Source organism: Baekduia soli (genome assembly GCF_007970665.1).
Lineage (GTDB): Bacteria > Actinomycetota > Thermoleophilia > Solirubrobacterales > Solirubrobacteraceae > Baekduia > Baekduia soli.
This window is the reverse complement of record NZ_CP042430.1, coordinates 845,971-869,346: the sequence shown is the minus strand read 5'-3', so window position 1 is coordinate 869,346 and position 23,376 is coordinate 845,971. Positions and strand designations below refer to the sequence as shown.

26 protein-coding genes are annotated in these 23,376 nt (G+C 73.0%); 12 read left to right on the top strand and 14 right to left on the bottom strand.

The annotated features are described in order from the left end of the window. Window positions 1-22: 22 nt before the first annotated feature. The 8 genes from fliE to FSW04_RS03990 all read right to left on the bottom strand — a co-directional run bounded on the left by fliE (window position 23) and on the right by FSW04_RS03990 (window position 6,389). Window positions 23-343, bottom strand: a complete 321-nt coding sequence (fliE, locus tag FSW04_RS04025) for a flagellar hook-basal body complex protein FliE (RefSeq protein ID WP_146916512.1) — start codon at window positions 341-343, stop codon at window positions 23-25. Beyond that, window positions 343-786 carry a flagellar basal body rod protein FlgC gene (gene flgC / locus FSW04_RS04020; RefSeq protein ID WP_146916509.1) on the bottom strand — a complete coding sequence of 148 codons (444 nt, stop codon included), beginning with the start codon at window positions 784-786 and terminating at the stop codon, window positions 343-345. Before flgC ends, fliE begins: the two co-directional genes overlap by 1 nt. Continuing rightward, entirely contained in the window at window positions 786-1,142 is a 357-nt protein-coding gene (gene flgB / locus FSW04_RS04015) for a flagellar basal body rod protein FlgB (RefSeq protein ID WP_146916507.1), read from the bottom strand. The genes flgC and flgB overlap by 1 nt, the downstream gene beginning before the upstream one ends. A 152-nt stretch (window positions 1,143-1,294) precedes the next feature. Next, window positions 1,295-1,639 carry a hypothetical protein gene (locus FSW04_RS04010; protein WP_146916505.1) on the bottom strand — a complete coding sequence of 115 codons (345 nt, stop codon included), beginning with the start codon at window positions 1,637-1,639 and terminating at the stop codon, window positions 1,295-1,297. Then, a complete protein-coding gene (gene fliS / locus FSW04_RS04005) occupies window positions 1,636-2,037 on the bottom strand; it encodes a flagellar export chaperone FliS (protein WP_146916503.1) in 402 nt (133 codons plus the stop codon). The genes FSW04_RS04010 and fliS overlap by 4 nt, the downstream gene beginning before the upstream one ends. A gap of 61 nt (window positions 2,038-2,098) precedes the next feature. Then, window positions 2,099-3,475, bottom strand: a complete 1,377-nt coding sequence (gene fliD, locus FSW04_RS04000; protein ID WP_146916501.1) for a flagellar filament capping protein FliD — start codon at window positions 3,473-3,475, stop codon at window positions 2,099-2,101. A gap of 3 nt (window positions 3,476-3,478) precedes the next feature. Further along, the gene (locus tag FSW04_RS03995) at window positions 3,479-3,829 is read right to left on the bottom strand and encodes a hypothetical protein (RefSeq protein WP_146916499.1); all 351 of its coding nucleotides are present in this window, start codon (window positions 3,827-3,829) and stop codon (window positions 3,479-3,481) included. Window positions 3,830-3,962: 133 nt separating this feature from the next. Then, window positions 3,963-6,389, bottom strand: coding sequence for a tetratricopeptide repeat-containing glycosyltransferase family 2 protein (locus tag FSW04_RS03990; RefSeq protein ID WP_146916497.1), 2,427 nt, complete (start codon window positions 6,387-6,389; stop codon window positions 3,963-3,965). Window positions 6,390-6,730: 341 nt separating this feature from the next. Between FSW04_RS03990 and FSW04_RS03985 the strand changes: the two genes are divergently transcribed. Further along, on the top strand, window positions 6,731-7,549 hold the full coding sequence (locus tag FSW04_RS03985) for a sigma-70 family RNA polymerase sigma factor (protein ID WP_187369236.1): 819 nt from the start codon (window positions 6,731-6,733) through the stop codon (window positions 7,547-7,549). A 54-nt stretch (window positions 7,550-7,603) separates the two neighbouring features. Here FSW04_RS03985 and FSW04_RS03980 read toward each other — a convergent pair whose 3' ends face one another. Continuing rightward, window positions 7,604-7,912, bottom strand: a complete 309-nt coding sequence (locus FSW04_RS03980; protein WP_146916492.1) for an EscU/YscU/HrcU family type III secretion system export apparatus switch protein — start codon at window positions 7,910-7,912, stop codon at window positions 7,604-7,606. Beyond that, the gene (locus FSW04_RS03975; protein WP_146916490.1) at window positions 7,899-8,474 is read right to left on the bottom strand and encodes a hypothetical protein; all 576 of its coding nucleotides are present in this window, start codon (window positions 8,472-8,474) and stop codon (window positions 7,899-7,901) included. Before FSW04_RS03975 ends, FSW04_RS03980 begins: the two co-directional genes overlap by 14 nt. Before the next feature lie 69 nt (window positions 8,475-8,543). Between FSW04_RS03975 and FSW04_RS03970 the strand changes: the two genes are divergently transcribed. The 11 genes from FSW04_RS03970 (at window position 8,544) to ligD (ending at window position 17,536) form a co-directional block, all read left to right on the top strand. Next, window positions 8,544-9,236 carry a flagellar hook-basal body protein gene (locus tag FSW04_RS03970; protein ID WP_146916488.1) on the top strand — a complete coding sequence of 231 codons (693 nt, stop codon included), beginning with the start codon at window positions 8,544-8,546 and terminating at the stop codon, window positions 9,234-9,236. 212 nt (window positions 9,237-9,448) lie between these two features. Further along, window positions 9,449-10,156: a flagellar hook-basal body protein gene (locus FSW04_RS03965; protein ID WP_187369235.1), complete on the top strand. Its 708-nt coding sequence runs from the start codon at window positions 9,449-9,451 to the stop codon at window positions 10,154-10,156. Next, a complete protein-coding gene (locus FSW04_RS03960; RefSeq protein ID WP_146916483.1) occupies window positions 10,153-10,470 on the top strand; it encodes a hypothetical protein in 318 nt (105 codons plus the stop codon). Before FSW04_RS03965 ends, FSW04_RS03960 begins: the two co-directional genes overlap by 4 nt. After that, a complete protein-coding gene (flgN, locus tag FSW04_RS03955) occupies window positions 10,467-11,027 on the top strand; it encodes a flagellar export chaperone FlgN (protein ID WP_146916481.1) in 561 nt (186 codons plus the stop codon). The genes FSW04_RS03960 and flgN overlap by 4 nt, the downstream gene beginning before the upstream one ends. A 3-nt stretch (window positions 11,028-11,030) precedes the next feature. Beyond that, the gene (gene flgK, locus FSW04_RS03950) at window positions 11,031-12,371 is read left to right on the top strand and encodes a flagellar hook-associated protein FlgK (RefSeq protein WP_146916479.1); all 1,341 of its coding nucleotides are present in this window, start codon (window positions 11,031-11,033) and stop codon (window positions 12,369-12,371) included. A gap of 3 nt (window positions 12,372-12,374) precedes the next feature. Beyond that, window positions 12,375-13,331 carry a flagellar hook-associated protein FlgL gene (flgL, locus tag FSW04_RS03945; protein WP_146916476.1) on the top strand — a complete coding sequence of 319 codons (957 nt, stop codon included), beginning with the start codon at window positions 12,375-12,377 and terminating at the stop codon, window positions 13,329-13,331. 38 nt (window positions 13,332-13,369) lie between these two features. Beyond that, window positions 13,370-13,819 carry a flagellar assembly protein FliW gene (gene fliW, locus FSW04_RS03940; RefSeq protein WP_187369234.1) on the top strand — a complete coding sequence of 150 codons (450 nt, stop codon included), beginning with the start codon at window positions 13,370-13,372 and terminating at the stop codon, window positions 13,817-13,819. A 51-nt stretch (window positions 13,820-13,870) separates the two neighbouring features. Further along, entirely contained in the window at window positions 13,871-14,104 is a 234-nt protein-coding gene (gene csrA / locus FSW04_RS03935; RefSeq protein ID WP_146916472.1) for a carbon storage regulator CsrA, read from the top strand. 69 nt (window positions 14,105-14,173) lie between these two features. Then, window positions 14,174-14,980, top strand: a complete 807-nt coding sequence (locus FSW04_RS03930; RefSeq protein ID WP_146916470.1) for a flagellin N-terminal helical domain-containing protein — start codon at window positions 14,174-14,176, stop codon at window positions 14,978-14,980. 196 nt (window positions 14,981-15,176) lie between these two features. Further along, window positions 15,177-16,673: a protein kinase domain-containing protein gene (locus FSW04_RS03925; protein ID WP_146916468.1), complete on the top strand. Its 1,497-nt coding sequence runs from the start codon at window positions 15,177-15,179 to the stop codon at window positions 16,671-16,673. Then, window positions 16,670-17,536, top strand: coding sequence for a non-homologous end-joining DNA ligase (gene ligD / locus FSW04_RS03920; RefSeq protein ID WP_146916466.1), 867 nt, complete (start codon window positions 16,670-16,672; stop codon window positions 17,534-17,536). Before FSW04_RS03925 ends, ligD begins: the two co-directional genes overlap by 4 nt. A gap of 125 nt (window positions 17,537-17,661) precedes the next feature. Here ligD and FSW04_RS03915 read toward each other — a convergent pair whose 3' ends face one another. Genes FSW04_RS03915 through FSW04_RS03900 form a run of 4 tightly spaced genes read right to left on the bottom strand, consistent with a single transcriptional unit; the run spans window position 17,662 to window position 23,373 of the window. After that, entirely contained in the window at window positions 17,662-18,630 is a 969-nt protein-coding gene (locus FSW04_RS03915) for a D-alanine--D-alanine ligase family protein (protein WP_146916463.1), read from the bottom strand. After that, a complete protein-coding gene (pknB, locus tag FSW04_RS03910; RefSeq protein ID WP_146916461.1) occupies window positions 18,627-20,579 on the bottom strand; it encodes a Stk1 family PASTA domain-containing Ser/Thr kinase in 1,953 nt (650 codons plus the stop codon). The genes FSW04_RS03915 and pknB overlap by 4 nt, the downstream gene beginning before the upstream one ends. After that, window positions 20,576-22,018 (bottom strand): peptidoglycan D,D-transpeptidase FtsI family protein, encoded by a 1,443-nt coding sequence (locus tag FSW04_RS03905; protein WP_146916459.1) that lies wholly within the window; start codon window positions 22,016-22,018, stop codon window positions 20,576-20,578. Before FSW04_RS03905 ends, pknB begins: the two co-directional genes overlap by 4 nt. Then, a complete protein-coding gene (locus FSW04_RS03900; protein ID WP_146916457.1) occupies window positions 22,015-23,373 on the bottom strand; it encodes an FtsW/RodA/SpoVE family cell cycle protein in 1,359 nt (452 codons plus the stop codon). Before FSW04_RS03900 ends, FSW04_RS03905 begins: the two co-directional genes overlap by 4 nt. Window positions 23,374-23,376 lie beyond the last annotated feature (3 nt).

The following is a 23,376-nucleotide window of genomic DNA, read 5'->3' as shown; positions in this document are numbered from 1 at the left end:
CTCCAAGTCGGAGGGTGGGGCGTTAGACCTGCGTGTGGAAGATGTCCTGGAGGGCTTCGACGCCCTTCGTACGCAGCTGGGAGGCCAGCTGCATGGAGAGCTGCGCGCGCTCGACGGCGATGATCGCCTGGGTCGGGTCGGTCGCCGTCCCGTCGGCCAGCGAGCGCGAGGCGCCCGCCGCCGCGCTCTGGGACTGCTCGAGCGCGCTGATCTGGTTGCCGAGCATCGCGCCGAAGCTCGCGCCCGAGGTGCCCGAGCCGACCGGCGTGCCGTCGAGCGCGCCGACGGACCACTCCGGGCCGCCGGTGACGCCCTTGAGCGCCATGGAGGGGTCGATCGGCATCAGCGCAGGATGTCCAGCGTCTTGGTGAACATCTGCTTGGCCGTCTGCATCGCCGTGACGTCGGCCTCGTAGGCGCGCGACGAGGAGATGAGGTCGGTCATCTCCGTCACGGTGTTGACGTTGGGCATGGTCACGTAGCCGTTCTTGTCGGCGTCGGGGTGCCCGGGGTCGTAGATGCGCTTGAGCGGGGTGGAGTCCTGCACGATGCCGGCGACCTGCACGCCGCGCACGGCCGAGGTGCCGCCCATCGCGTTCTGCAGCACGGTGCCGAAGGAGCTCGAGGTGCCGGCCTGCTGGAGGACGACCTCCTTGCGGCGGTAGGGCTGGCCGCTGGCGTCCTTGGTCGTCTGCGCGTTGGCGAGGTTCTCGGCCGTGACGTCCATGCGCAGGCGCTCGGCCGACAGGCCGGACCCGGTGACGTCGATGGCGTCGAAGAGGCCCATCAGTTGATCCCGATCGCCGAGCGCAGGATCGCGTTGCGCGTCTTGAGCACCGTGGTGATCGCCTCGTACTGGAGCCCGTTCTTGCTCTGGGCGGCCGACTCGACGTCGATGTCGACGGAGCTGCCGTCCTGGCGCACCGCGGCGGTCGGGTCGACCGATACCGCGGGGCTCACCGCCTCCACGGCCGACCTGCCCTCGCCCCAGGCGGCCTGCAGGGCGGACTGGAAGTCGACGTCCTGGCGCCGGTAGCCGGGCGTGTTGACGTTCGCGATGTTGGACGCGATCGCCTCCTGGCGGAGGGCGGAGCCCGAGAGCGCGCGCTCCAGGCCGGTCTGGGTGGTGTCGAAGAGCTCCATGAGGGACGTGCGGAAGTTCGTCGCCCGTCCTTGGGCTCTGCCTCGGTCACCGGCCTTGGTGACCCACTCCTGGTTCTCGGTCGATCACCGGCGCGCTTGAGGACGGTGTCCAGAGACGTCTGGACGCCGACGTCGGGGCGCGCGGGCGCCGATCAGCCGGCCCGGTCGAACGCGGCGTGCGCGTGGGGGCCGGCGGGCAGGCCCGTCCCCGCGGCATAGCCTCGGGCGCCGGCGCGCGCCTGGCCCAGGCGGGCCAGCTCGGCGCCGGTGGCGTCGCGCGCCTCGCGCAGCGCCTCGGTGACCAGGCCCGACAGGCGGGCGGCCTCGCGGACGTCGGCGAGGGCCTCGGGCGGCGCGCTGGCGGGCAGCGCGGCCATGAGCCGGGAGCGGCGCTCGTGCAGGGCCGGGAGGTCGTCGTAGCGGCCGTCGACGACGAGCCCGTGCTCCTCGCGGCCCAGCGCCACCAGCTCGGCGAACAGGTGCGCCGAGCCGGTCATGCGGAGGCGGGGGCGGGCGGCCGGGCGGCCGCCTGCTCGGCCAGCTTGGCCCAGGCCTCGCGGAGGCTGGTCAGCAGCGCCGCGACCTGGCCGATCTTCTCGGCGCTGCGCTGGATGCGCGCCTCGATGAGCGTGCGCTTGCAGAAGACGTAGATGGCCTGGAGGCGCTCGGCGATCTCCCCGGTGTCCATGTTCAGGGTGGCCAGCAGCTCGTCGATGATCGCCTCGGCGCGGGTCAGCTTCGCTCCGGCGTGCAGCACGGCGCCCTCGCCCATGGCGACCTCACCCTGGCGCAGGAAGCGCACGGCCCCGTCGTAGAGCATCACGACGAGCTGCTCGGGGCTGGCCGTCAGGACGGCGCTGTCACGGTAGGCCTGGGGGTTGCCGTAGGGGTTCATCGCATCGCTTCTCGAGGGGGACAGATGGTTGAATCGCCGCCCGGAGGCGGATCTTGAGGTTCTAGGCGCCGCTGGAGGAGAGGTAGCCGGCGAGGCTGCTGTTCACCGACTGGCTCTGCTGCAGCACGGTCTCCAGATTGGTGAACTGCTTCTGGAGGAAGTCCTGGCGCGCGCTGATGCGCGTGTCGAAGGCGTCGAGGCGGCTCTTGATGTCGGTCAGCTCCGACGTCGAGGACGACACGCGCTGGGCGATGAGCCCGCTCGTGCCCGCGAACGGCGCCAGGAACGTGTTGAACGCCTGCGAGAAGCCGTCGACGTTCGTGGTGCCGCCCAGCAGCGACCGCACGCCGAGCGGGTTGGCGTCCAGCGCGGCGTTGAGCTTGGTGGTGTCCAGCGTGAGCTTGCCGGCGACGGAGTCGTCGTTGATCGTCGCGCCGGTGTTGGCCGCGCCGGTCGTGATGCCCAGGTCGGCCAGCGACGTCAGCCCGGTCATGCCGGCCACCGTCGAGCTCACCGCGGTGCGCAGCGTCGTGAGCATGCCCGACAGGCCGGAGTCGCCGAAGAGCGTGCCGGCCGTCACGTCGGCGTTGGTCTGCGGGTTCGGGACGGCCTTGTCGGCGAGGTCGGCGCGCGTCGTGTCGACGACGGCGTTGTAGGCGGTGATGAACGCCTGGACCTTGGTCACCACGCCGGCCTTGTCGGGCCCGGGCGCGCTGACGGTCAGGCCGACCGTGTCGGTGCCGGAGGTCTTGGCCTTCAGCGTGAGCTGCACGCCGGGCAGGGCGTCGGTGACGACGTTGCTCGAGCGCTGGTAGCTCGTGGCGCCGATCGTGAACAGCGCGTCGGCGCCGGCGACGGCCTCGAGGTCGCTGCCCATGCCGGCGCCCGAGGCCGAGAACCCGCTGGAGACGCCCGTCGTCTTGGCGGCCATGACGAGGTCGCCGTTGACGTTGACGGCGTACACGCCGGCGTCGGTGCTCGAGTTGATCGCTGCGACGGCGTCGTCGACGCTCGCGCCGGCCTTCAGCGCCACCGACGTGCGGGTGCTGCCGTCCTGGTTGAGGATGGTCAGCGGCCCGTCGGCCGTCGGCGGGGTGAAGGCGTAGGTGTGGCGCTCGGCGCTGGCCAGCCGCTGGATCGACAGGTCGTAGCCGCCGGGCGCCGCGCCGCCCGTGCGCGAGACCGCGACCTTGGAGTCGTCGGTCGTGGTGACGGTCTGCGTGTCGGCCCAGGTGAGGACGGACTTGAGGTCGTCGTTGGCGTTCTTGAGCGCCGTCAGCTTGGTGCCGATGTCCTGGAGCAGGCTCTGGCGCTTGGTCTCCTGCGCCTGCTGCTGGGTGATCCGCGTGCGCGGCTGGGACTCGACCGCGATGAGCTGGCTGATGATGCTCTGCGTGTCGAGGCCCGACACGAGTCCGCTGAGCTGGATGCCGGCCATGGGCTAGGCGGCGGGGGCCGGGTCGGGCTCGGAGCCCAGCAGCTCCTGCAGCGAGACCGGGCGCAGCATGCCGCCCTGGGTGTCGCACAGCGAGGCGACCACGCCGCCGGTGAGCCGGTGGGTGTCGAAGCGGACCTGCTGGCCGCGGGCGGCCAGGTCGTCGGCCAGCTGGCCGGCGCGCGTGATGTCGTCCCAGATCTCGTCCGGGATCTTCTCCGGCCCGGTCATCCGCTGACGACGGGCCTCGGCCAGATCGAAGACCCGCGCGAACTCCCCTGCGTGCGTGCCGTGGACGCCCGGGACCGGAGCGGCGTGCGTGCCCGGTCCGATGCCCTTCGTCGCGTCGATCTCCATGTGCGTCCTTTCGAAGTACGTCCGGCCCGTCCATGGGCCGCCCCTGTCCTCTCCCTGATCGGTGCCCCAGGGGGACCCTTGAGCGGGCCCCTGGACGATCGGCCGAGTTTCCGACGGGGTGGCGGCGCACATGTCAGACGACGCCTCCGAGACGGCGGGCCTCGGCGCGGAAGATCTCGGCGTCCTCGTCCAGACCGCGGGCCTCGGCGACCCGCGCGAGGCCGAGCATGGCGCGCTCGTCGGGGCCGCCGCGCTCCACGACGCCGATCCACTCGGCCGCGGCGGAGTCCAGGTAGCCGCGGCGCAGGTACACGGTCGCCAGGAGCTCGCGCCGCTCGCGCTCGGGGAGCGCCAGCGCGTCGGCCACCGCGGCCAGGCGCTCGAAGCCGTCGAAGTCCTCCAGGCGCGCCAGCGCCTCGAGCATCACCGCGACGAGGCTCGCGGCCTCCGCGGGGACCGACGCGGGCGCCGGTGCGCCGCGGTGCCAGGCGCCGAAGGCGGCGAGCTCGGCCTCGCCGAGGCGCGCCTCGCGGGCATACTGCAGCGCCTCGACGACGAAGGCCTCGGGGACCCGGCCGGCCAGGCGGGCGAACAGCGCGGTGCTGGCGGCCGCCGGGCCGTGCAGCGCCTCGGGGTCGACGGCCAGCGCCGTGCGTGCCGCCTCGTCGAGGCGGTTCTGGCTCAGCAGGGCCTCGGCCAGCGCGACCCGCGCGGCGTGGGCGCCGGGCTGGGCGGCGAGCACCGCGCGCAGCTCGGTCTCGGCGACCTCGACGGCTCCGGCCTCGTAGAGCGGCACGGCCAGCAGGAAGCGCTGGCCCGGCGTGGGCTCGGGCACGAGGGCATGGACGCGGGCGGCCGCCTCGGCGGCGGGCACCCCGCGGCGGATGAGCAGCTTGGCGTAGGGCTCGACGCCGCCGATGAAGTTCGGGTGGTGGACGAGCACGTGGTGCAGGTGCTTCTCGGCCTCGTCCGGCCGGCCCGCGCCGATGAGCAGCTCGCTGAGCAGGACGCGGGCGTGGAAGGTCCCGGCGCCGACGGTCGCGCTGTAGCGCGCGGGCGCGTCGCCCATCTCCAGGCACCGCTCGTACAGGGCTATCGCGCCGTCGCGGTCGCCGAGCCGGCGGTGGGTCATCGCCTGCTCCAGCACGACGTCGGTGAAGCCGGGCAGCAGGCCCAGCGCCTCGTCGGCGACGGCGAGGGCCTCGTCGTGCAGGCCGTTGGCGCCCAGCGCCTTGACGAACCGCGAGCACAGCGACGGGAAGTAGCCGTAGACGGTGCGCTCGCGATCGCCGGCCAGCTGCTCCCACGCCGTGCGCAGGTGCGTCAGCGAGCCCGGGATGTCGCCGGAGGCGGCGCGCTCGGAGCCGAGGTTGAAGTGCAGGAACGGCGTGTCGACGCCGTCGGCGATCTGGCGCTCGAGCAGCTCGAGGTTGCGGCGCGACTTCTCCTTGGCGTCGCGCACGGCGCCGAGGTAGCCGAAGTGCTCGATGCGCACGCCGGAGGGCTCGAGGCGCTCGGGGACGTTCGGCAGGCGATGGGCGAACTGCTCGTGGACGCGGCCCTCGAAGCGGTACTCCGGTCGGTTGCGGAACAGGCGCAGCGCGTTGTGGGTGACCGCGGCGCCGTCCTCGAGGTCGCCGACGTGGTTGGTCTCCGTGAGGAAGAAGCCCTCGCGCCAGGTGTGGCCGAGCAGCTCGCGCAGGCGGGGACCGTCGCCCTCCACCAGGACCTCGTCGGCGTCCAGGTACATGAGCCAGTCGCCCGTGGCGGCCTCGAGGCTCACGTTGCGCGCGGCGGCGAAGTCGCCGTCCCACGTGTGGTGCAGGACGCGCGCGCCGAAGGACTCGGCGATCTCCACCGTCCGGTCCTGGGAGCCCGTGTCGACGACGATGAGCTCGTCGACGTGGCCGGCGACGGCGGCCAGGCAGCGCGGGAGCATGGCCTCCTCGTCCTTGACGATCATGCACAGGCTCAGCGTGAGGCCCGTGGCGGGCACCGCGCGCTGGGCGACGCGCTGGGCGCGCGGGCCGATGGGGCGCAGGGCACGCAGCACGGTGGCGGGCAGGCCCTGGGGCAGCCCGGCGCCCTGCTTGCGCCGGCGCCGGCACTCGCGCAGGTTGCGCGACACGTCGGGCAGCTCGGGGTCGAGGCGGTGGGCGGCGCGGAAGAGCGCCTCGGCGGCGACGAGGACGCCGAGCTCGTAGAGGAGCACGCCGGCGAGGTTGAGCAGGACGGGCTCGCGCGGCTCGAGCTCGAGGACGCCGAGGCCGGCGAGGGCGCCGGCGAGGAACGTCTCGGCCAGGGCCGCGCCCGAGAGCGTGCGCTGGCCGAGCGTGGACTCGAGGAGCAGGCGGCGCGCGAGGTAGCGGTCGTGGACGTCGGGCAGCTCGCCGGCGGCCTGGACCAGGCCGCGCCAGCCGTCGAGGTCGCGCGCGGCGAGCAGGCCGGCGGCGCGGTTGGTGACGTGGGCGACGGCCGGGAGGCCCGTGAGCGGGACGCGTGCGGCGGACGGCTTGGTGGCCGCCGGTCCGTCGACCGGCTGGACGAGGCGAAGCGCCATGGGTGCTGAGGGCTCCTTGGAGGGATCGGAGGACGGAGTGGGTGTCCGCCACCCTCCGTCGTCGGCCGTCGAACAGGGCCCTTGAGCAGGGCGGTCGGCCGGCCGGCGTTCGGGGCCGGCCGGACGACCGCGAGCCCGTACCCGTTCGGGCCGCGGAGGGTTCGGGGCTCGTCTTGTGCAGGTTTTTGCAGGTTCGTTGCAGGTTCGCCGGGGACCATCCCCAGAAGTGGGGAGACCGCGCCTGGCCGCATGTCCCCCCCTCGGTACCGGATACCGGGGATACGGAAGGTTCGGGGGTGGGCCGATATCTCCAGCGTCCCCCCAGTTCAAGGAGCACACCCGTGAGCCTCGCCACCGCCACCACCTCCAAGCGCCGCCTCTCCTCCGAGGACACGCTCGCGCTCTGGAAGGAGTACCGCCGCACGAACGACCGCGCCGTGCGCGACCGCCTCGTGCTGACCTTCGCCCCGCTGGTCAAGTACATCGTCTACAAGAAGGTCCGCGAGATGCCGGCCCGCTGCGAGGTGGAGGACTTCATCTCCTGCGGCCTCGAGGCGCTCATCCAGTCCATCGAGCGCTACGACCCGGCCAAGGGCGCCACGCTGGAGCAGTACGCCTGGACGCGCATCCACGGCGCCGTCCTGGACGAGCTGCGCCGCCAGGACTGGGCCCCCCGCTCCGTCCGCCGCTGGGAGCGCGACATCGAGCGCGCCGCCGACGAGTTCACGACGCTGCACGGCCGCCGGCCCTCGCAGGCCGAGCTCGCCGAGTCGATGGGCACCACGGTCGCCGAGCTGCGCAAGCGCCGCGACGAGATCACCCAGTCCGACCTCACCTCGCTCAACACGCTCGTCCTCAGCGACGACGAGACCACGATCGAGCGCATCGACACCATCGCCTCGACCGACGCGTCGGCCGACCCGCTGCACGCGGCCGCCAAGGAGCAGGCCAAGGACAGGTTCCGCGAGGCCTTCGCCCGGCTGCCCCAGCGCGAGCGCGAGGTCGCGGTGCTCCTCTACGTCAAGAACATGACGCTGGCCGAGATCGGCGAGATCCTCGGCGTCAGCGAGTCGCGGGTCTGCCAGATCCACGGCCAGCTCAAGAAGACGCTGCGCGCGCAGCTCGACGACGACGCGCCGCTCTTCCGCGCCGTCGCGTAGGGCTCCTCCCCGCGGCAGCGGCACGGGACCCCGCTGTCGCGTGGGCGCGCCGGGTCAGGCGCGCCCGCTCCCGGGACCCCGCCCCCTGGGCGGGCGTCCCGCAGCTTCGAGGCCGTAGGCCCACACGAGGACCTCGGCCACGGCGACGAACAGCTCCTCGGGGATCTCCTGCTCGAGCTCCAGCCGCGCCAGGGCCTCCACCAGCGCCGGCTCCTCGCGCACCGGGATGCCCTGCTCACGGGCCAGCTCGAGGATGCGGTCGGCCACCAGCCCGGGCCCCGCCGCCACCACGCGCGGCGCCCCGCCGGCCTCCTGGTCGTAGCGCAGCGCCGCGGCCCGCCGCCGGCGCTCAGGCCCGGACATCCAGCGTCTCCTCCCTGGGGTGGACGGTGACCTGGACGGGCGCGCCGGCCACGCGGCTCAGCGCCTCGCGCAGGACGTCGGCCGCCCCGCGCACGCGGTCGGCCGCCTCGCCCGCGCTGACGTGCACCGCGGCCGCCCCGCGGTCCAGGCGCACGTCCATCCGCCCGAGCGTGGGGGAGTCGTAGCGCACGACCACCGAGCGGGCCGCGGCCCGCCCGCCGCGGCCGGCGGCGTCCTCGCGCTCCTGCACGAAGACCCGCGCCGCCGCGCCGCCGGGCAGCGCCAGCGCGTAGGCGGCCGGCGGGATCGCGGCCGGCGCGGCCGGCGCGGCCGGCGCCTGCTCGACGACGCGCAGGTGGATGCGCTCGCTGCCGGCCTCCTCCACGCGCAGGCGCAGGTGCTGGCCGGCCTCCACGCCCTCGGGCAGCCGGGCGGCGAGGCGCACGCCGGCGAGCACGAGCGTGCGGGCGTCCAGGACGCGGCCGCTGAGGATCGCCCCGGGGCGCAGCGTGACGTCGGGCAGCAGTCCGCGCAGCAGGACGACGTCGACGGGGCCGGGCATCGGGACGGGAGGTTCGCAGGTCGTCGAACATGCTCAAGGATCCCCGACCACGACCGACTGTCCTGATCGATGGAACGAGGCCTCTACATCGCCGCTGCCGGCATGGTCGCCGAGATGGCCCGCCAGGACCAGATCGCCAACGACCTGGCCAACGCGGCCACGCCGGGCTACAAGTCCGACCGCAGCGTCCAGCGCTCATTCGGCGACCTGCTGCTGCAGAACACCAAGACGGGCCAGACCGTCGGCCCGCTCGGCGCCGGCCCGCTCATCACCAAGACCGTCACCGACCTCACGCCCGAGGGGCTGCGCGACACCGGCCAGCCGCTGGACCTCGCCGTCTCGGGTGAGGGTTACTTCGCGATCAAGACCGCCAACGGCGTCCGCTACACGCGGGACGGGTCGTTCCAGGCAGCCCCCGACCGCACGCTCGTCGACGCCTCGGGCCAGCAGGTCCTCGGCACCGACAGGCAGCCCGTCAAGCTCAGCGCCGACGGCACCGTCGACGTCAAGAAGGTCGGCTGCTTCGCCCTGACGGGCGTCACCAAGCAGGGCGACTCGCTCTTCAGCGGCACGGCGGGCTCCGCCGCCGCGACCGGCACCGTCGTCTCCGGGGGCCTGGAGTCCTCGGGCGTCGACGCGGCCCGGACGATGGTCGACATGATGGCCTCCCTGCGCGCCTTCGAGGCGGGGCAGAAGGCCATCCAGACGATCGACCAGAGCCTGCAGCAGGCTGCCGGCCAGGTCGGCAACCTCCCCGGCTGACCCGGCCTCCCCCGACGATCGTCCACCCACGGCCGGCGCGCGCGGGTGCAGAACGCCCCGCATTCAAGTCGGTTCGGTCCTTGCCGATCACCGGGAGGACAGAGGAGCCCCGTTCGGCTGGACCGCCCGTATGGCGGAAGCCGGAGCTCCACCCCTCCTTTCAGGAGACCCGGAATCAAGTGCTAGAAGGCATGTACACGGCGGCCGCCGGCATGGCGGCACAGCAGACGCGTCTCGACGCGGTCGCGACCGACCTCGCGAACACGAACACGACGGGCTACAAGCACGCGCGTGTCGCGTTCCGCGATCTCGTGTACGACGACGCGCAGGGATACGGCGCTGCCCAGGGTGTCCGCATCGGCGCGGGCTCGGCCGCGACGCCCATCGGGCGCGCGACCGGCCAGGGCGCCCTGCAGAGCACGGGCCGTGCTCTGGACATCGCCCTCGAGGGCCCGGGCTTCATCCAGGTCAAGCTCGCCGACGGCACCAAGGCGCTCACGCGCGACGGCAACCTCGACCTCGACGTCACCGGCAAGCTCAGGCTCAGCACGGGCGAGTACGTGGAGCCGCCCGTCACGCTGCCGGCCGGCACCGACCCCGAGAACATCGGGATCGCCCCCGACGGCACGGTCTCCATCGGCGGGCGCAGCTACGGCAGGCTCACGCTGCTCGACGTCGCCGCGCCCGGCGCGCTGACGGGCGGCCCCGACAACACGCTCATCCCCGGCACGGGCAGCGGCGCGGCGCGCGGCGCGGGCAAGGGCACGATCGTCCACCAGGGCACCCTTGAGGCCTCCGACGTCGACGAGGCCACCGCGATGACCGACATGATCGAGGCCCAGCGCGCGTTCCAGCTGGCCAGCAAGGCCATCCAGACGCAGGACCAGATCCTCGAGATCGCCAACCAGGTGAAACGATGAGCGCGCTGCCCCCGATCGACGACCGCGTGCTGCCGGCCGACGTGCGCACCGGCACGCAGGCCGACAAGACGCGGTACAAGACGGCGCTGAGCTTCGAGCGCGAGCTCGTCCAGCAGCTCACCCAGCAGCTTTCCGACAGCGCCCAGCCCGACAGCTCGGGCGGCGCCGACGACGGCTCGGGCGACGGCAGCTCGGCCGCGACGACGACCTACCGGCAGATGCTGCCGGGCGTGCTGGCCGACAGCATCATGCAGTCGGGCGGCCTGGGCATGGCCCGCACGATCGCCGAGAACCTCAAGGAGTCGGGCAAGTGACAGGCTCGACGCTCACCCCGGCGCCCCCGACGGTCTTCGGCGCCGACGTGCTGCGCCACCTCGACGCCCAGCTGGCCTCCGCCCGGCGGCTGCTGGACGCCGTCCTGCGCCAGGGCGCGGCGATCCGCGCCCGCGACGTCGACGGCGTCCTGGCCCGCCTGGCCGAGATGCAGGGCGAGATGGAGCGCCGCAGCACGCTCGAGCGCGAGCGCGTCCGCCTGCTCACCACCGCCGGCCAGGGCCTCGGCCTGCCGCCGCACGCCGTCACGCTCGACGAGCTCGTCCGCCTCCTGCACCCCGACGAGGCGCTCGCCGCCAAGGGCCGCAGCGCCGAGCTGCGCGGCATGCTCGCCGAGGTCCAGCGCGAGCACACGATCAACCGGGCGCTCATGCGCCAGGAGCTCGCCTTCCTCTCGCACCTGACGCGGCAGCTGGGCATCGACGCCGAGGACGTCGGCTACCGGCCGCCCAGCGAGCCCGGCGCCACGATGCGCGCCACGCTCGCGCCCGCCGCCCAGGCGGTCCGCATCCGCCGCTCCCTGGACCTGGAGGCCTAGGCCATGGGCGTCTCGACCTTCAACGGGCTGAACATCGCGCTGCGCGGCCTGACCGCGCAGCAGCGCGCGCTCGACGTCACCTCCCACAACATCGCCAACGTCGAGGCCCCCGGCTACAGCCGCCAGGAGGCCGTGATGGGCGCCGCCCCGACGCTGACCATCCCGGCCGGGGCCAACCAGCTCGGCCAGGGCGCCCAGCTCGGCCAGGGCGTCGACGTGGTGACCTACCGGCGCCTGCGCGACGACTTCCTCGACCTGCAGTGGCGCGCCCAGAACATGAGCGGCGGCCAGGCCGAGGTCGGCGCCCAGCGCCTGGCCCAGGTGCAGACGACGCTCGGCAGCGGCAGCTCCTCGGACCTCGGCGCCCAGCTCGACACGTTCTGGAGCGCCTGGCAGACGCTGTCGTCCAACCCGCAGAGCGATGCGGCCAAGGCCAACGTCGTCGGCACGGCCCAGACCGTCGCCGCCGGCTTCCAGCGCCTGGACACCGACCTCGCGACCCTCGGAGCGCAGGCCACCACGGCGGTCTCCGACCTCCTCGGCAGCCAGGGCCCGATCCGGCCCATCGCCGACGAGCTGGCCAAGCTCAACACCCAGATCAACCAGGCCACGGCAGCCGGCGTCGCCCACAACGACCTGCTGGACCGCCGCGACCTGCTGCTCGACAACCTCTCGCGCTACGGCCAGGTCTCGGTCACGCCCGACCCGACGCTCGACGGCTCGGGCAACCCCGCCTACCCCGGGATGATCCAGGTCTCCTTCGGCGGCGCGAGCACCCCGCTCGTCTCCCAGACGACCGTCACGATGCCGACCGCCGCGACGCTGTCGGCCACCCCGGGCGGCACGCTCGGCGGCCTGCAGGACGTCGCCGCCAAGATCGCGTCCTACCGCACGACCCTCAACGGCGTCGCCGGTTCGGTCATCGGCGCGGTCAACGGCCTGTCGAGCACCCCGATCTTCTCCGGCACGGGCTCGGCCGACATCGCCGTCGTGGCGACCTCGACCACCGTGAGCGCCGGCGCCTCCGGCGGCCCGGCCGGCGACAACAGCGTCGCCACGGCGATCGCCGCGCTGCGCGGCGGCACGGTCGACCGCGGCTACGCCGGCCTCGTGCAGTCCATCGGCGCCGACACCGCCAACGCCGACGCCGACCTCGACACGACGACGCGCGTCCTCGGGTCGCTCACCGAGCAGCGCCAGTCCACCTCCGGCGTCTCCATGGACGAGGAGATGGCCAACATGGTGCGCTTCCAGCGCGGCTACCAGGCCGCCGCCCGAGCGCTGACCACGATGGACGACATGCTCAACACCCTCATCAACAGCACCGGACGGGTGGGGCTCTAGGTCATGCGGCTCACGAACTCCACCATCGGCAACCGCGTGCTGGCCGACCTCCAGGCGTCCTACACGCGCATGGCGACCACCCAGGAGCAGATCTCCTCGGGCCGGCGCGTCAACCGCCCGTCCGACGACCCGGTGGCCGCCGCGACCGAGCGGCTGCGCAACGGCGACCTCGAGGGCATCAGGCGCAGCCAGGAGAGCGTCAACACCGCCACCTCGTGGCTCGGCGCCTCCGAGACGGCGCTGTCGTCGGTCAACGACGTCCTCTCGCGGGCCCGCGAGCTCGCGGTGCAGGGCGCCAACGGCACGAACAACCAGGCCGCGCGCAACCAGATCGCCGACGAGATCGACCAGCTCGTCAAGTCGGCCAAGGACGCGGTCAACGTCAAGGTCGGCGACGCCTACATCTTCTCGGGCACCAGGTCCGACGTCGCGCCCTACGCCGACGCGACCGGGGACGCCTACCAGGGCGACGCCGGCGCGGTCACCCGCGAGGCCGGGCCGGGCGCCACCCTGCAGCTCAACCCGCCGTTCGCCGCGGTCGGCGCGACCCCCGCGGGCTCGACGGAGGCGCTCACCGGCGCCTCGCTGCTGGGCGGCGGCGCCGGCGCCGCCGACGGCCGCGTGCTCGACGTGCTGCAGACCCTGTCGGCGCACCTGCGCGGCGGCACGGCCGCCGACATCACCGCGATCCAGAACAGCGACCTCGGGCGCCTGCAGACCGTGCAGACCGCGGTGAGCAACGCGCGCGGCGCGGTCGGCATCACGCTGAACCGCGCCGAGGCGGCCACGAGCCGCCTCCAGGACCTGCAGGAGCTCACGACCCAGGGGATCAGCGATCTCACGGGGGTGGACCTCGCCAAGGCCCTCACCGACTACACGTCCCAGCAGTCCGCGTACCAGGCCACCCTGAAGGTCGGCGCGCAGATCATCCAGCCGTCCCTCGTGGACTTCCTCCGATGAGCAGGCTGGCCACCCCCACCCATGGAGGCGACTCACCCATGAACGTGATCCTTCAGTCGAGCCGCTTCGGTGAGCTCCAGATCCCCGCCGAGGCGGTCCTCGACTTCCCGGCCGGCCTCATCGGCCTGGGAGGGCGGCGCTTCGCGCTGCTGGCCCGCAGCGAGGAGTCGGCCTTCGTCTGGCTGCACTCCATGGACGACCCCGACCTCGCGGTCCCCGTCACGAACCCCTGGCGGTTCTTCGAGGACTACGAGATCGAGCTCGGCGACGACGAGGCCGAGCGCCTCGGTATCTCCGGCCCCGAGGACGCGTCGATCTACGTGACCGTCCGCTCCGCGCCGGCCCTCGACGACTTCTGCGCCAACCTGCGCGCCCCGATCCTCGTGGTCGGCAACCAGGGCCACCAGGTCATCAACCAGGCCGCCATCGCCCCGGTCCGCGCCCCGCTCTTCGCGGGCCTCCAGGAAGAGCCCTCCAGGGCCGCCTAGCGCCCTCGGTACGCTCGCCCAACTGATCCGTCTCCAAGGAGGAGTCCCCCAATGCTCATCATCACCCGTCGCCCTGGCGAGAAGATCATGGTCGGTGACGATGTCGTGGTCGAGATCATCGAGGTCAGTGGCTCGAGCGTGCGCATCGGCATCGCCGCCCCCAAGTCGATTCCCGTGTACCGGGAGGAGATCTGGGCGGCCGTCCAGGCGGAGAACCGCGCCGCCGCAGCGTCCGACGTCGCCCAGCTCCCGGACGACGTCCCGACGCCCAGCAAGAAGTCCTGAGCAGCACCCCGCAGTTCCAGCTCCCTCACGCACCACTCCCTCCACGGCACCCAGATCGGAGACCCACGGATGTCCATGCGCATCACCCAGAACATCGAGGCGATGAATGCCTCGCGTCACCTCCAGACCACGAGCTCGGCCATCAGCAAGTCGATGGAGAAGCTCTCCAGCGGCTACCGCATCAACAGCGCGGCCGACGACGCCGCCGGCCTCGGCATCTCCGAGTCCATGCGGGCCCAGATCCGCGGCCTGGCCCAGGGCCAGCGCAACATCCAGGACGGCGTCTCGATGGTGCAGACCGCCGAGGGCAACCTCGACGAGGTCCACTCCATGCTGCAGCGCATCCGCGAGCTGGCCGTGCAGTACAAGAACGGCTCGCTGGACAGCAACGCCCGCTCGGCGGTCCAGAACGAGGTCAACCAGCTCGCCTCGGAGATCTCGCGCATCGGCGCGCAGGCCCAGTTCGACAACCTGCACCTGCTCAACGCCACGGGCACCGTGTCGTTCCAGGTCGGCGCCAACGACGGCGAGGTCATCGGCGTCTCGACGATCGACCTGGCCTCCACGCTGGGCACCTCCTACTACCAGCTCGACACGGCCAACGCGGTCGACCTGTCGGAGATCGACGCGGCCATCACCGCCGTCAGCACGGCGCGCGCCGGGTTCGGCGCGGTCCAGAACCGCCTCGAGCACACCCTGGCGCTGCAGGCGACCTACCAGGAGAACCTGACCGCCGCCGAGTCGCGCATCCGCGACGTCGACATGGCCGACGAGATGGTCAACCTGACCAAGAACCAGATCCTCCAGCAGGCCGGCACGGCCATGCTCTCGCAGGCCAACCAGGCCCCGCAGAGCGTCCTGAAGCTGCTGGGCTAGTGCCCGGCCGGCCGTCGCGCCCCGCCACCGACCCTCCTCCGCTGCCCTAGGCGGACGGGCGGGTCGGTGGCCCGCCGCCGGCCCACACGCGTCGCGCCCTGCCGGCGCGCCGGAGCGGGTACGTAGGTGATCCTGCCCTGGGTGGCGAATCCACCCTCCATCACCACTTCCTCCTCCGCGGCAGCACAATAGAGACGTGAGCTCGCAGGTCGGCACCCTGCTCAACGGCCGGTATCGGCTCGACGCCCAGATCGGAACGGGAGGGATGTCGACGGTCTACCGCGCCTTCGACACCGTGCTCGAGCGTCAGGTCGCGATCAAGCTCATGCACCGCGAGATCGCCTCGGACTCCGACCAGCTCGAGCGCTTCCGCCGCGAGGCGCGGGCCGTCGCCCAGCTCAACCATCCGCACATCGTCACGGTCATCGACGCGGGCGAGGACGACAACACGCCCTACATCGTGCTCGAGTACGTCGAGGGCGAGACGCTCAAGGACCGCATCCGGCGCTTCGGGCGCCTGCCGGTCTCGGAGGCCGTCGCCTACGCGATCGAGATCTCCCGCGCCCTGGGCATCGCCCATGAGCGCGGCATCGTGCACCGCGACGTCAAGCCGCAGAACGTCCTGGTCGACGAGGAGGGCTCGGCGAAGGTCACCGACTTCGGCATCGCGCGGACGCTGGACCAGGAGGGCCTGACCGCCGACGGGCGGGTGCTCGGCACCACCGACTACGTCTCGCCCGAGCAGGCGCTCGGCCACCCGGTCACGGGGCAGAGCGACCTGTACTCGCTGGGCATCGTGCTCTTCGAGATGCTCACGGGCGACGTCCCGTTCAAGGGCGACAACCAGGTCGCGGTGGCGATGAAGCACGTCCGCGAGCAGCTGCCCGACGTGCAGATGCGCCGCCCGGAGGTCTCCAGCGCGCTGGCGGCGGTGCTCGACCGCGCCACGGCCAAGGACCTCGACCACCGCTACGCCGACGACCGCGCGTTCATCGCCGACCTCGAGGACGTCCTGGCCATCGAGACCGCGCGCAGCGGCCAGGCGACCGGCCAGGCCACGGCCGTGCTGCGCACGCTGCCCCCGTCGGCGCGGCGGCGCCTGCCCGTGCGGGTCACGCATCCCGTCCGGCTGCTGCTGGCGCTGGCGGCCGTCGCCGGCGTCGTGGTGCTGGCCATCGTCCTGCTGGCCGACCGCACCCAGCGCGGGACGGGCCAGCCGCGCAACGTCGTGGCGCCCCCTGGCCTGCGGTCGGTCTCGCTGGCCCAGAGCGGCGCCGGCGACTTCGACCCACCGCCCGGCGACGGCCAGGAGCACCACGATCAGGTCCGGGCGATCATCGACCGCGACCCGAACTCGACCTGGTCGACCGAGAGCTACCAGAACGGCGTGTTCGCGTCGGGCAAGAAGGGCGTGGGCATCTACGTCGACGCCCATCCGAGCGCCGCGGCGCGGGTCATGGAGATCCGCTCGCCCGTCACGGGCTGGGAGGGCCAGATCTACGTGGCGAGCTCCGGGCCGCCCAAGACGCTCGACGGGTGGCAGCGCGTGGCCGACTTCACGATCACCGCCAAGCGCCAGCGGGTCCAGCTCGACACGGCCCGCCAGCGCTTCCGCTACTACCTCGTCTGGATCACCAAGCTCCCGCCGGGCCGCACGAAGGCCGAGATCTCCGAGGTCCTGCTCTTCCAGTGAGCGCCGTCCGGCTGACGCACCCCGACCGGCTGCTGTGGCCGGCCGATGGGCTGACCAAGCGCGACCTCTTCGACTACTTCGGCGACGTGGCGCCGGTCATGCTCCCCCACGTCCGCGACCGCCCGGTCTCCCTGCAGCGGTTCCGCGCGGAGGTCTCCGAGGGCGGGTTCTTCCAGAAGGAGCTGCCGCGCGGCGCCCCGGACTGGCTGGCCCGCGCCGAGGTCCCCAAGCGCGGCGGCTCGGTGACGATGCTCCTGGCCAACGACCGGCGCACGCTGCAGTGGCTGGGCCAGCAGGGCTGCGTCACGCCGCACGTCTTCCTCGCGCGCGCCGACCGCCTGGACCGCCCGGACCGCCTCGTGATCGACCTGGACCCGTCCGGCGAGGACTTCGACGCCGTACGGCGCGCGGCGCTGGCCTGCGGGGACGCCCTGCGCGCGCGGGGCCTGGAGCCGTTCGCGATGGTCACCGGCTCGCGCGGCGTCCACGTCGCCGTCGCGTTGCGGCGCACCCGCCCCGCCGCCGACGTGCTGGCCTGGGCGCGCGACTTCGCCACGGGCCTGGCCGACGCGGGCGTCGCGGGCGAGGACCTGCTGACCACGGCGTTCCGCAAGGAGCAGCGCGGTGGGCGCATCTACGTCGACGTGGCGCGCAACGGGCCCGCCCAGACCGTCGTCGCGCCCTACGCGCCGCGGCCGCGGCCGCACGCCCCGGTGGCCACGCCCCTGCGCTGGGAGGAGCTCGAGGACCCCGCCCTGCGGCCCGACGCCTGGACGCTGACCAGCGTGCGCGACCGCCTGCACGCGCTCGGCGCGGACCCGTGGGAGGGTCTGCGCGCCACCGCCCGCGCGCTGCCCCGCTGACCCGGGGCCGCCGGCGCCGTCATCCGGCCTACGGCGCGCGTCGACCACCGGGGCCCATGGGCCTCCCTGCCTCGCTCCGCCGGCGTGGCGCCCCCGCCCGCCGCGCCCTCCGCTGACGCCGGCGCTCAGTGGCGCAGCTCGCGCTCGCGCTGCGCGCGGGCCAGCGCGATGCGGCAGAGCTCGTCCATCAGCGCGGGGTACGCCAGGCCCGAGCGCTCCCACAGCACGCCGTAGACCGACGTGGTGGTCTGGCCCGGCATCGTGTTGAGCTCGTTGAGCAGCACGGTCTCGCCGTCGACGAAGAAGTCCGCGCGCGCCAGGCCCGAGCAGCCCGCGGTGGCGAACGCGCGGCGGGCGAGCTCGCCCAGCGTCGCCGTCGCCGTCTCCGAGATGCGCGCCGGCACCTCCAGGCGCATGCCGCCGTCGGTGTACTTGGCCTCGTAGTCGTACCAGCCGCCCGTCAGCACGACGATCTCGCCCGGGACGCTGACCCGCGCGTCGTGGGTGTCGCCGAGCACGGAGCACTCGACCTCGATCCCCGTGGCCGCCGCCTCGATGATCACCCGGTCGTCGTGGGCGAACGCGGACTGCAGCGCGGCGTCGAGGTCCTCGTGGCGCTGCACCCTGACGATGCCGACCGACGAGCCCAGCCGCGCGGGCTTGACCCAGACGGGCAGGCCGAGGGCGCCGACGTCGGGGCACGGACGCCCGGCCTCGGCCAGGGCGTAGCCGACCTGCGGCAGCCCGGCGCGGGCCATGAGCTCCTTGAAGACGACCTTGTCCATGCACACGGCGCTGGCCATGACGCCCGAGCCGACGTAGGCCACGTCGAGCAGCTCGAGCAGGCCCTGCACGGTGCCGTCCTCGCCGAAGGGGCCGTGCAGGACGGGGAAGACGACGTCGCAGCCCAGCAGGCCGCGACCCGCGCGCAGGGCCAGCTCGGCGCCGCCGGACGACCACGTGCCGTCGCGGGCCAGCTCGACGGCGACGACCTCGTGACCGGCGGCGCGCAGGCCCTCGCGCACGGAGGCCGCGCTGGCCAGGGACACCTCGTGCTCGGAGGACCGGCCGCCGGCCAGCACCGCGACCCTCACGGCGTGGTCACCGTGCCGGGCGTCGCCGCGCTCGGGATCGTCCCCGCACCGGGCTCCGGGTTGAGGTTGGGATCGAACTGGCCGACGGCGATCGTCACGGTGGACCCCTTCTTCGCCTGACCCGTCGCGGGGTCCTGCGAGATCACGTGGCGGTCCTCGTCGAGGTTGTTCGTCGGCTGCTGGGTCACGGTCACCTTGAAGCCCGCCTTCTCCAGGGCCCGGGTCGCCGCGTTCTGGCCCTGGCCGGTGACGTCGGGCACGTCGACCGGCTTGGGCTGCTGGGCCACCGTGAGCGTGACCTTGGCGCCCTTGGGCAGGCTGGTGGCCGGCGCCGGGTCCTGGGCCAGGACCGTGCCCGGGTCGTGCTGGTCGTCCTCCTGCTGCTTGGTCGCGACCTGGAAGCCGAGCGACTGCAGCGTCGAGCGCGCGTCGTCCGCGGTGAGGTCGGTGACCTTGGGCACCTGCACGCGCTGGCGCCCGGATGAGATCACGACGACGACCGTCGTGCCCTTGTCGCGCTGCTCGCCCGACGCGGGCCGCGTCTCGATGACGTGGTTCTCCTTGACGGTGTCGTCGCTGGCGCGCTGCTCGGTCGTCCGGAACCCGAGGCCCTGGAGCGCCTTGAGCGCGGCGCTGCGCGGCTGGCCCGTCAGGTCGGGGATCTCGGCGGTGCCCGGGCCCGAGGACACGAAGAGGTCGATGACCGTGTTCTTGTCCACGCGCGAGCCCCCGGCGGGATCCTGGCCGATGACCTGGCCCTTGGGCTGCGTCGCGCTCTCCTTCGGGATCGCGTCGCTGGACAGGCCCTCGTTCTTCAGCCGCAGCTCGGCCTCGGCCTGGGGCGCGCCGACGACAGTGGGGACCTTGACCTGGTCCTTCTGGAAGAGCAGCAGGACGGCGACGATCGCGCCCGCCACGAGCAGCCCGACGAGCAGCGCGACCCACCAGCGGCTCGGGCCGTCGCCGTCGACCGGGGGCTCCTCCACGTAGGGCGGGGGCGGCGCGTAGTACCGCACCGGGTCGGGCTCGAGGTAGGCCCCGACGGGCGGGATCGGCACGAACGGGCCCGTCGGCTGCAGCGCCTCGACGCGCGTCGGCGCCGTCGGGGGCGCGGGGGCGATGCCGGCGGCGGCGCCCTGCAGCGCGGCGATGAACTCGTCGGCGTCGGCGAAGCGGCGCGCCGGGTCCTTCTCCAGCGCGCGCAGGACCACGGCCTCCAGCGCGGGGGGCACGGCCGGGTTGATCGCCGAGGGCGGCACGGGCGCCTCGCCGACCTGCTTGAGCGCGATCGTCACGGCGCTCTCGCCCTCGAAGGGCACCTGCCCCGTGAGCATCTCGTACAGGATGATCCCGACCGAGTACAGGTCCGACGGGGCGCTGACCGCGAAGCCCTGCGCCTGCTCGGGCGACAGGTACTGGGCGGTGCCCATGATCGACCCGGTCTGCGTCATGTCCGACGCGCCGGCCTTGGCGATGCCGAAGTCGGTGACCTTCGCGCGGTCCTCGCCGTCGACGATGACGTTGTGGGGCTTGAGGTCGCGGTGGATGATCCCACGCTTGTGGGCGAAGCGCGCGGCCTTGAGGATCTGGGTCGTGAGGTCGATCGCCCGCTCGGGCGCCAGCGGCCCCTCGTCGAGCACGAGGCGCTTGAGCGAGCGGCCCTCCAGGTACTCCATCGCGATGTAGTAGGTGCCGTCCCACTCGCCGCGGTCGTAGACGGCGACGACGTGCGGGTGCTGCAGCCCGGCGGCCGACGAGGCCTCGCGGCGGAAGCGCTCGACGAACTCCGCGTCCTCGGCGAAGCGGCGGTGCAGGAGCTTGATCGCGACCTTGCGGCCCAGCTGGAGGTCCTCGGCGCAGACGACGTCGGCCATGCCCCCCGAGCCGATGCGCTGCAGCACGCGGTAGCGCCCGTCGATGATCGCCGAGGTCTCGGGCACGTCCGTCATCTCAGCAGCTCTTCCATGATGTCCCGCGCGATCGGCGCGGCGAAGTCGCCGCCGAAGCCGGTCACGCCCGCCACCGTCACCGCGACGGCGATCCGCGGGTTCTCGGCGGGGGCGAAGCCGATGAACCACACGTTGTTGATCTTGTCCCCGAACTCGGTCTCGGCCGTGCCGGTCTTGCCCGCCACCTGCGTGCCGGGGATCTGGGCCTTCGTGCCGGTCCCGCTCTGGACCACCGCGATCATCATGTCGGTCACGGCGGCGGCCGTCGACGGCTTCATCACGGTGGACTGCAGCTGCGCGCCGACGGTCTTGACCGTCCGCCCGTCGCGGTCGACGACCTTGTCGGTCAGGTGCGGCTTCATCAGGCGCCCGCCGTTGGCCACCGCGGCGGCGACCTGGGCCATCTGCAGCGGCGTGGCCTCCAGCCCACCCTGGCCGATGCTCATGCGCCCGACGTCGACGTACTTCGACGTCGGCGGCACGGCGTGGCGCGGCGGATCGGGCGCGACCACGCTCGCGGACATGGAGTCGGCGGGGTAGTCCAGCTGCGGCTTGCTGTCGAAGCCGAAGCGCTCCATGTAGCGCTTCATCGTCGCCTTGCCGAGCTGCTCGCCGACCTGCGCGAAGACCGTGTTGACCGACTGGGCCAGCGCGGTCTTGAGGTCGATCGTGCCGAAGGAGCGCCCGAAGTCGTTGGCCAGCGGCACGCCGGAGATCTTGACGCCGTTCTTGCCGTCGACCTGGGACTGGGGCGTGAAGCGCCCCGTGTCGATCGCGGCGGTCGACGTGACGACCTTGAACGTCGAGCCGGGCGCGTAGCCGAACTGCAGCGCGCGGTTGACGAGCGGCTTGCGGCTCTCGTCGCGGTTGGCGGCGGCCAGCGCCTTGCTGTCCTTGATGACGTTGGGGTCGTAGGTCGGCGTGGACGCCATGACCTTGACCGCGCCGGTGCGCGGGTCCAGCGCCACCGCGGCGCCGCTCCTGCCGGCCTGCGCGATCTCGTCCAGCGCGATGCGCTGGGCCTTGGGGTCCAGCGTCGTGCGGACGTCGTCGCCCTCGGCCTTGTGCCCGAGGAGCTGGTCGACGGTCGTCGTGATCGCGTTGGTCCGGCCCGTCAGCTCGTCGTTGCGCTCGCGCTCGAGCTCGGTCTGGCCGATGCCGGCGTAGGAGTAGCCCACAGGGTGCCCGAACAGCGCGCCCGTCGGGTAGGAGCGGTGGTAGACGCCCTCGGCGTCGCGCGTGGACCGTGCGATCACGGTCCCGTCGTCGGCGCGGATGAGGCCCCGGCGGATCTTCAGCGCACGCAGCACGCCGCGGTGGTTGGCCGTGTCGTGGTCGAGCCGGTCGGCGCGCACGACCGTCCACCACGAGGTCGAGACGAGCAGCGCGCCGAACATGAGCAGCGCCGCGGCGAACAGGCGGCCGATGGGCTTGTTCATGCCCCGGCTCCCGTGTCCGGGCGCCGGGCGCGGTCGCTGACGAGCAGCAGCAGCGCCAGCAGCACGAAGTTGGCCAGCACCGACGAGCCGCCGTAGGAGACGAACGGCAGCGTCACGCCGGTCAGCGGGATGAGCTTGGTGACGCCGCCGACGATGACGAAGACCTGGATGGCGAAGACCGACGTCAGGCCGGTGGCCAGCAGCTTGGAGAACGAGTCGCGCGCGAGCATCGCGATCTTGAAGCCGCGCTGGACGACGAGCAGGTAGACGCCGAGCAGGCCCGCGGCGCCGGCCAGGCCGAGCTCGTTGACGATGACGGCGTAGATGAAGTCGGTGTGCGGCGCGGGCAGCAGGGAGCAGTCGACGGTCGAGACGCACTCGGGGTTGCCCGAGATGCGCAGGACGGCCTGGCCGAAGCCCTGCCCGAGCACGCCGCCGTCGGCCTGGGCCCACAGCCCCTGGGCCAGCTGGTAGCTGCCGCCGGAGGCCCGCTGCAGGAGCTTGGGGTCGAACGGGTGCCGCCAGGCGTCGACGCGGTCGGCGATGTGGCCGATGTGGCCCGCGACGAGGTAGCCGCCCAGGGCGAAGATCCCGACGCCGACCACGACGAAGGACAGGCGGTCGGTCGCGACGTAGATCATCGCCAGGAAGGCCCCGAAGAACATGACCGACGAGCCGATGTCGCGGATGTAGAACAGCAGCAGCATCGACGTGCCCCAGATCACCAGCAGGGGCCCGAAGTGCTTGAGCGGCGGGATCGTCACGCCCACCACGCGGCGCCCGGCGGTCACGAGCAGCTGGCGCGTGTCGCGCAGGTAGCTGGCCAGGAAGATGACCATCGCGATCTTCGCGAACTCGGCGGGCTGCACGCTGAGCGAGCCGATGCGGATCGACAGGTAGGCGCCGTTGACCGGCGGGAACGCGCGCGGCAGCAGCAGCAGCGCGATGCCGCCGATCGCGATGAGGTAGCGGTAGCGCTCCAGCCGCCGGTAGTCGCGCAGCAGGATGATCGTACCGGCGAAGAGGATGAGCCCGATGACGAACCACTGGGCCTGCAGCCGGGCCAGCCCGTCGTCGATCCGGTAGATCTCGACGAGCCCGAAGCTGGCCAGCAGCGCGCAGAGCGGGAACAGGTACGGGTCGGCGTGGCGCAGCGTGACGCGCAGGACCAGGTGCGCGGCGACGCACAGGCCGAGGAAGATCGCACCGTAGGTCAGCGACACGTTGGAGACGCGGTTCGTGCCGCTCAGCCCGCCGAGGAGGTCGTCGCGCGACAGGAACACGGCGGCGAACCCCGCGCTGACCAGCAGGGCCGCGGGAATGAGGGCGAACAGCTCGCGGTTGCGGGCGCTCATCCG

Coding starts and splice junctions, on each gene's coding strand:
- fliE (WP_146916512.1), bottom strand. CDS start 343: ATGCCGATCGACCCCTCCATGGCGCTCAAGGGCGTCACCGGCGGCCCG.
- flgC (WP_146916509.1), bottom strand. CDS start 786: ATGGGCCTCTTCGACGCCATCGACGTCACCGGGTCCGGCCTGTCGGCC.
- flgB (WP_146916507.1), bottom strand. CDS start 1,142: ATGGAGCTCTTCGACACCACCCAGACCGGCCTGGAGCGCGCGCTCTCG.
- FSW04_RS04010 (WP_146916505.1), bottom strand. CDS start 1,639: ATGACCGGCTCGGCGCACCTGTTCGCCGAGCTGGTGGCGCTGGGCCGC.
- fliS (WP_146916503.1), bottom strand. CDS start 2,037: ATGAACCCCTACGGCAACCCCCAGGCCTACCGTGACAGCGCCGTCCTG.
- fliD (WP_146916501.1), bottom strand. CDS start 3,475: ATGGCCGGCATCCAGCTCAGCGGACTCGTGTCGGGCCTCGACACGCAG.
- FSW04_RS03995 (WP_146916499.1), bottom strand. CDS start 3,829: ATGGAGATCGACGCGACGAAGGGCATCGGACCGGGCACGCACGCCGCT.
- FSW04_RS03990 (WP_146916497.1), bottom strand. CDS start 6,389: ATGGCGCTTCGCCTCGTCCAGCCGGTCGACGGACCGGCGGCCACCAAG.
- FSW04_RS03980 (WP_146916492.1), bottom strand. CDS start 7,912: ATGTCCGGGCCTGAGCGCCGGCGGCGGGCCGCGGCGCTGCGCTACGAC.
- FSW04_RS03975 (WP_146916490.1), bottom strand. CDS start 8,474: ATGCCCGGCCCCGTCGACGTCGTCCTGCTGCGCGGACTGCTGCCCGAC.
- FSW04_RS03970 (WP_146916488.1), top strand. CDS start 8,544: ATGGAACGAGGCCTCTACATCGCCGCTGCCGGCATGGTCGCCGAGATG.
- FSW04_RS03965 (WP_187369235.1), top strand. CDS start 9,449: ATGGCGGCACAGCAGACGCGTCTCGACGCGGTCGCGACCGACCTCGCG.
- FSW04_RS03960 (WP_146916483.1), top strand. CDS start 10,153: ATGAGCGCGCTGCCCCCGATCGACGACCGCGTGCTGCCGGCCGACGTG.
- flgK (WP_146916479.1), top strand. CDS start 11,031: ATGGGCGTCTCGACCTTCAACGGGCTGAACATCGCGCTGCGCGGCCTG.
- flgL (WP_146916476.1), top strand. CDS start 12,375: ATGCGGCTCACGAACTCCACCATCGGCAACCGCGTGCTGGCCGACCTC.
- fliW (WP_187369234.1), top strand. CDS start 13,370: ATGAACGTGATCCTTCAGTCGAGCCGCTTCGGTGAGCTCCAGATCCCC.
- csrA (WP_146916472.1), top strand. CDS start 13,871: ATGCTCATCATCACCCGTCGCCCTGGCGAGAAGATCATGGTCGGTGAC.
- FSW04_RS03930 (WP_146916470.1), top strand. CDS start 14,174: ATGTCCATGCGCATCACCCAGAACATCGAGGCGATGAATGCCTCGCGT.
- pknB (WP_146916461.1), bottom strand. CDS start 20,579: ATGACGGACGTGCCCGAGACCTCGGCGATCATCGACGGGCGCTACCGC.
- FSW04_RS03905 (WP_146916459.1), bottom strand. CDS start 22,018: ATGAACAAGCCCATCGGCCGCCTGTTCGCCGCGGCGCTGCTCATGTTC.
- FSW04_RS03900 (WP_146916457.1), bottom strand. CDS start 23,373: ATGAGCGCCCGCAACCGCGAGCTGTTCGCCCTCATTCCCGCGGCCCTG.